Genomic DNA, 7,133 nt, shown 5'->3' with positions numbered 1-7,133 from the left:
GCGACTCCTCCAACAAACGAGCCCCCATCCCCACCCACTGCGACCCCTGCCCCGGAAAAACGAACACCGTCTTCCCCCCGACATCCGCCACACCCCGGGCGACCACGGACGACGCCCCGTCGTTCCCGATCGCGCGCAACGCCTCCAGCGGGTCGGTGTCCGCGCCGACGATGGCGACGGCCCGGTGCTCGAAGACGGAGCGCGCCGAGACCAGCGAGAACCCCACATCGAGCGTCCGGCGCTCGGCGGCGTCCGCCATATCCAGGTGCGACAGCAGCCGGGCCGCCTGTTCCCGTACGGCGGTGGCGTTCCGGCCGGAGACGACCCAGGGCACCGCACCGCCCTGAACGGGTACGGGCAGCGCGGGCCGGGCCGTCGCCTCCGACTCCGCGGAGTCCGGCGCCTGTTCCAGTACGGTGTGCGCGTTGGTGCCGCTGATGCCGAACGACGAGACGGCCGCGCGGCGCGGCCTGCCGGTACCGGGCCACTCCACGGTCTCCGACAGCAGCCGGACCGTACCGGACGACCAGTCGACGTGCGAGGACGGGGTCCCGGCATGCAGTGTCCTGGGCAGTACGCCGTGGCGCAGTGCCATCACCATCTTGATGACACCCGCGACACCGGCCGCGGACTGGGTGTGGCCGATGTTGGACTTGACCGATCCGAGCAGCAGCGAGTGCTCGGGGTCACGGTCGTGGCCGTACGTGGCCAGCAGGGCCTGTGCCTCGATCGGGTCGCCGAGCGGTGTGCCGGTGCCGTGTGCCTCCACCGCGTCGATGTCGGTGGGCGCGAGGCCGGCGTTGGCGAGGGCCTGGTGGATGACACGCTGCTGGGACGGGCCGTTGGGCGCGGTCAGGCCGTTGGACGCGCCGTCCTGGTTGATCGCCGAGCCCCGGATCACGGCGAGGATCTGATGGCCGTTGCGGCGGGCGTCGGAGAGCCGTTCGACCAGCAGGATGCCGATGCCCTCGGCCAGTGTCATACCGTCCGCGTCATCGGAGAACGCCTTGCAGCGGCCGTCCTGCGCGAGGGCCCGCTGCCGGCTGAAAGCGATGAAGGGGGCGGGTGTGGTCATGATGGTGGCGCCGCCCGCGACGGCGAGCGAGGATTCACCGTTGCGCAGTGACTGGCAGGCCAGATGCAGGGCGACCAGCGAGGACGAGCACGCGGTGTCGACGGTGACGGCGGGGCCTTCCAGGCCCAGGACGTACGCCAGTCGTCCGGAGAGCACACTCGGGATGCTGCCGGTGACCATGTGACCCTCGGTGCCCTCGCCCGCGCCGTGGCCGTACTCCTGGTAGCTGGAACCGATGAAGGTGCCGGTGAGGCTGCCCCGTACCGAGCCCGGTTCGATGCCCGCGCGTTCGAAGGTCTCCCAGGTGGTTTCGAGCAGGAGCCGCTGCTGGGGGTCCATTACCAGCGCCTCGCGCGGGGAGATCCCGAAGAACGTGGGGTCGAACTCGTCGGCCTCGTGGAGGAAACCGCCCCGGGTGGAGTAGGTGGTGCCGGGCCGGTCGGGGTCCGGGTCGTAGAGCCCGTCCGCGTCCCAGCCCCGGTTGACGGGGAATTCGCTCACGGCGTCCGTGCCGGAGGTCACCAAGTCCCAGAGTTGTTCGGGTGAGTTGGCGCCACCGGGGAAGCGGCAGCTCATGCCGATGATGGCGATGGGCTCGTCGTCGGTGGACCCGGTGGCGACGGGTCCGGTGCCCGCCGGTGTGGTGCCGAGGAGCTGGGCGCGCAGATATCGCGCCAGTTCCAGCGGGGTCGGGTAGTCGAAGACCATCGTGCTCGGCAGGGTGAGCCCGGTGACAGTGGTCAGGCGCTTGCGCAGTTCCACGGCGGTCAGCGAGTCGAAGCCGATGTCGCGGAACGCGCGGCTCTCCGGTACGGAGTCGGCGGAGCTGTGGCCCAGGACGCCCGCCGCCTCACCGCGTACGAGAGCGGTGAGCAGCCGGTCCTGCTCGGGCTCGGCGAGCGCGCGTACGCGGGTGGCGAACTCCGATACCCCTGCGGCCTGTTGGTGGGCCGGGGCGCCGACGAGTGCCCGTACCTCCGGGAGTCCAGCGAGCAGCGCGCTGGGGCGGGCGGAGGTGAAGAGCGGGGCGTAGCGGTCCCAGTCGACGTCGACCAGGGTAACGGTCACATCGCGCTGGACGACCGCGCGGCGCAGTTCCGTGATCGCCGGGCCGGGGGCCAGGAAGCCGAGGCCCTGGCGCTTCAGGGTGTCGGTGACGTTCTCGTCGGTGGCGGCCATGCCCGCCTCGGCCCAGGGGCCCCAGGCGATGGAAGTGGCGGTGAGGCCGCGCGCGCGGCGGTGTTCGGCCAGGGCATCGAGGTAGGCGTTGGCGGCGCCGTAGGCGCTCTGGCCGCCGCTGCCCCATACACCGGCGAGGGAGCCGAACAGGACGAACAGGTCGAGGTCCCGGTCCCCGAGCAGTGTGTCGAGGTGGGCGGCGCCCGCCAGTTTCGCCGAGGTCAGGGCGGCGAACTCCGCCGGACCTAGCCGGTCCAGCGGACCGTAGTGGCCGATGCCCGCGGTGTGCACCACACCGGTCAGCGGCAGTTCGGCGGGGATGGCCGCGAGTACGGTGGCAAGCGCGTCGCGGTCGGCGACATCGCAGGCGACGATCTCGACGCGGGCGCCCAACGCCTCCAGTTCCGCCGCGAGTTCGGCCGCGCCGGGGGCGTCGGGGCCGCGGCGGCTGGTCAGGATCAGGTTCTCGGCACCGGAGCGGGCGAGCCAGCGGCCGACCTCGGCGCCGAGAGCGCCGGTTCCGCCGGTCACGAGCACGGTGCCCCGGGCGGTGAACTCCCCTTCCGCGGGCAGCTCTTCGACGGCGTACCGGACGAGCCGACGGCCGTGGACCCCGGTGTCGCGCAGCGCGACCTGGTCCTCGCCGTCGGGGGTGTCCTTGGTGGCGAGGATCCCGGCGAGCCGCTGCGCGGCCGGCTGGTCGAGTGTGGCGGGCAGGTCGATCAGCCCGCCCCAGCACTGCGGGTGCTCCAGCGCCACGGCCCGGCCGAGCCCCCAGACCGCCGCCTGTACGGGGTGGGCGACCGGGTCGTCGTGCCCGGTCGACACGGCGCCCCGGGTGGCGGTCCACAGCCGCCCGCCGCCCGTGGCGGCCCGCCCGAGGTCCTGAAGGGCCTGTACGAGGGCGACGGTCAGGACGAGCCCCTGGGCGAGCGGTGCGTACGCGGTGCTCGGGCGCTCGTCCAGCGGGAGTACGGAGAGCACGTTCGCCGCGCCGTCCCAGCCGCCGCCCGCACCGTCGTCCCCGGCGTCCACGAGCCGCGCCGCCAGGACGGCCCGGTCGGCGCAGGACGCGTCCAGGGCCACCCGGCGCACCCGTGCGCCGTGGGCGCTCAGCGCGCCCGCGACCTCGTCGGTCAGCTGTTCGTCGATGGCATCGTCGGCGACCAGGAGCCAGGTGCCGTCGAGCACGGGGGCCACGGGCCTGCGCAACCCGGTCCATTCGATCCGGTAGCGCAGTGTGTCGAGCAAGGTCTTCTCGCGCTTGCCGCGCCGCCACGAGGTCAGCGCGGGCAGCAGCGAGCCGAGGGAGCCGTGGTCCCGCGCGTCGAGCCCGAGGATCGCCGCCAGTTCATCGGCGTCGCCGCGCTCCACGGCTGCCCACAGCCGCTGATCGGCGGGTTCGGTCCGGTTGGCGGCAGCCGGGATTACGGGCAACTGTGGCCAGTAGAACTCGTGTTGGAAGGCATACGTCGGTAGGTCCACCCGGCGCGCGCCACTGCCCGCGAAGTAGGCGTGCCAGTCCACCTCGGTGCCGTTCACCTGGAGCCGGGCCAGCGCGGTGGTGACGGCCAGTGTTTCCGTACGGTCCGCGCGGCAGAACGGGACGAGTACGGCGTCGTACGTGTCGCCCAGTGTGTCCTGGGCCATCGCGGTGAGCGGCCCGTCGGGGCCCAGCTCCAGGAAGGTGGCCGTTCCTGCGTCGCGCAGGGTCCGTACGCAGTCGGCGAAGCGGACCGTCGCGCCGACGTGCTCGGTCCAGTACTCCGGGGAGCAGAGCCGTTCGGCGGTGGCGAGGCCGCCTGTCAGGTTGGAAATGACCTCGATACGCGGCGAGTTGAAGGTCAGTCCTGCCGCAACCGTACGGAAGGCGTCGAGCATCCCGGCCATGCGCGGCGAGTGGAAGGCGTGGCTCACCCGCAGGCGCTTGGTCTTGCGTCCACGCTCCTCGAAGGAGGCGGCGATCTCCAGGACCGCGTCCTCGTCCCCGGAGACGACGACGGACTCCGGGCCGTTGACGGCGGCGATCGACACCCGGTCGGCGCGCCCGGAGAGCAGCGGCGCGACCTCGTCCTCCGTCGCCTGTACGGCCACCATCGCGCCGCCCGCGGGCAGCGCCTGCATCAGCTTCGCGCGGGCCGCGACCAGGGTGCACGCGTCGGCCAGCGACAGCACCCCCGCCACATGCGCCGCGGTGATCTCGCCGACCGAGTGGCCGGTCACGAAGTCCGGCTTGATGCCCCAGGCCCGTACGAGACGGAACAGCGCGACCTCGATCGCGAACAGCGCGGGCTGTGTCCAGCCGGTCTCGTCGAGCAGCGCGGCCCCGGCGGTGTCGGGTTCGGCGAACATCACCTCGCGCAGGGGCTGTTCGAGGAGCGGGTCGAGCACGGCCAGTACGGCGTCCAGCGCCTCGGCGAACTCCGGGAACGTCTCGTACAGTTCGCGCCCCATGCCGGGGCGCTGGCTGCCCTGGCCGGTGAAGAGCACCGCGGTCCGGCCGCGCCGTGCCGCCTCTCCCTCGGTCACCCCGGCGTCGGGACGGCCGGCTGCCAGCGCGCCGAGCGACCTCAGCAGTTCGGCACGGTCCCCGGCCGTCACGGCGGCACGCCGGTCGAACCGCGAGCGGGTGGTGGCCAGCGAGAACGAGCAGTCCAACAGGTCGAGTTCGGGCCTCGCCCGGACGTACGACAGAAGCCGCGCCGCCTGGCCGCGCAGGGCGTCCCGGGTCCTGCCCGAGAGCAGCAGCGGTACGGGACCGGCCGCGCGGCGCGGGGCCGTGGAGACGGGGAGCAGCGGGGGCTGTTCGATGATGGTGTGGACGTTGGTGCCGCTGATCCCGAAGGACGAGATCCCGGCACGGCGGACCCGGTCCGACTCGGGCCATGCCCGCTCCGAGGTCAGCAGCTCCACCGCGCCCTCGGACCAGTCCACATGCGACGACGGCGCGTCGACATGCAGGGTGCGTGGCAGCACACCGTGGCGCATCGCCATGATCATCTTGATGACACCGGCGACACCGGCGGCGGCCTGGGTGTGGCCGATGTTCGACTTCACCGAACCGAGCAGCAGCGGCCGCTCCGGGTCACGGTCCCGGCCGTACGTCGCCAACAGCGCCTGCGCCTCGATCGGGTCACCCAGCGTCGTCCCCGTACCATGCGCCTCCACCACATCCACGTCGCCCACGGACAGCCCACCACTCGCCAACGCCTGCCGGATCACACGCTGCTGCGCAGGACCGTTCGGAGCCGTCAGACCGTTCGACGCACCATCCTGATTGACGGCCGACCCCCGCACCACGGCCAACACCTCATGACCGTTGCGCCGAGCGTCCGACAAGCGCTCCAGGACCAGCATGCCCACACCCTCGGACCAGCCCACCCCATCAGCCGACTCCGAGAACGCCTTGCACCGGCCGTCCGGCGACAGACCACGCTGACGCGCGAAGTCCACGAACACCGACGGCGTCGACATCACCGTCACCCCACCCGCCAACGCGAGCGAACACTCACCACTGCGCAACGCCTGCATCGCCCAGTGCATCGCCACCAACGACGACGAACACGCCGTATCCACCGTCACCGCCGGCCCCTCAAGACCCAACGTGTACGACACCCGACCCGACGCCAGACTCGGCGAACTACCCCCGCCCCGGAAGCCCTCGAACTCGTCGTCCGCGAGCACCGCGCTGTAGTCGCTGTACATCACCCCGGCGAACACACCGGTCGCACTGCCCCTCAACGACAGCGGATCCATACCCGCCCGCTCGATCGCCTCCCAAGAGGCTTCGAGCAGCAGCCGCTGCTGCGAGTCGGTGGCGAGCGCCTCGCGCGGGCTCATCCCGAAGAACTCCGGGTCGAACTCCCCTGCCTCGTGCAGGAATCCGCCCGATCGGGTGTACGCGGTACCGGTGTGGTCCGGGTCCGGGTGGTACAGCGCCTCGATGTCCCAGCCACGGTTGGCCGGGAATCCGGAGATCGCGTCCGTACCCTCCGTGACCAGCCGCCACAGATCATCCGGCGAGGCCACCCCACCCGGATAGCGGCAGCTCATCCCCACGACCACGATCGGATCGTCCGCCACGGCGGCGGTCCTGCGGCCGGTGGGAGCGGCCGCGTCGGCGCCGAGCAGCTCGTCGAGGAGGTACGCGGCCAGTCCCCGCACGGTCGGGTAGTCGAAGACCAGGGTGGCCGGCATCCGCAGCCCGGTCACCGTGCCCAGTCGGTTCCGCAGTTCCACCGCCGTCAGCGAGTCGAACCCGAGGTCGCGGAACGCGCGGCCCGCGTCGATATCGGCGCCGCCGGCATGCCCGAGGACCAGGGCCACCTGTCCCCGTACGAGATCGAGCAGCAGGTCGGTCCGGTCGGCACCATCCAGCCGGCCGAGCCGCTGGGCGAGATCACCGGCCGCCCCCGATCCGGAGACGGCGGCCCGCCGGGCCCGGGTGCGGATCAACGTCCGCAGCAGCGGCGGGACTTCGCCATGAGATCGCAGCGCCGCCAGGTCGAGCCTCACCGGTACCACCACAGCGTCGTCGGCGGCGAGAGCCGCATCAAAAAGCGCCACCCCCTGCTCCACCGACAACGGTGACACCCCCGAACGGGCATGCCGGTCCGCGTCGGCCCCGGCGAGCGTGCCGGTCATCCCGCCGACAGGCTCCCACGGACCCCACGCCAACGACACACCCGGCAGCCCCTCGGCCCGCCGACGCTCCATCAACGCGTCCAGGAACGCGTTGCCCGCCGCGTAATTCCCCTGCCCCGGACTGCCGACCACACCAGCCGCCGACGAGAACACCACAAACGCCGACAGATCCAGCCCACGCGTCAGCTCATGCAAATACCAGCCCGCATCCACCTTCGGCCGCAACACAGCACCC

Annotated in this window: 1 pseudogene; it reads right to left on the bottom strand. The window is 72.1% G+C overall.

Going from position 1 to position 7,133, the window contains the following annotated elements:
* Positions 1-7,126 (bottom strand): annotated as a pseudogene (locus ACIP8W_RS31630) (type I polyketide synthase); the annotation flags it as partial.
* Positions 7,127-7,133: the final 7 nt, after the last annotated feature.

Source organism: Streptomyces sp. NPDC088554 (genome assembly GCF_044752945.1).
Lineage (GTDB): Bacteria > Actinomycetota > Actinomycetes > Streptomycetales > Streptomycetaceae > Streptomyces.
The sequence above is the reverse complement of the archived record's forward strand: the minus strand, read 5'-3'. Positions and strand labels throughout refer to the sequence as shown.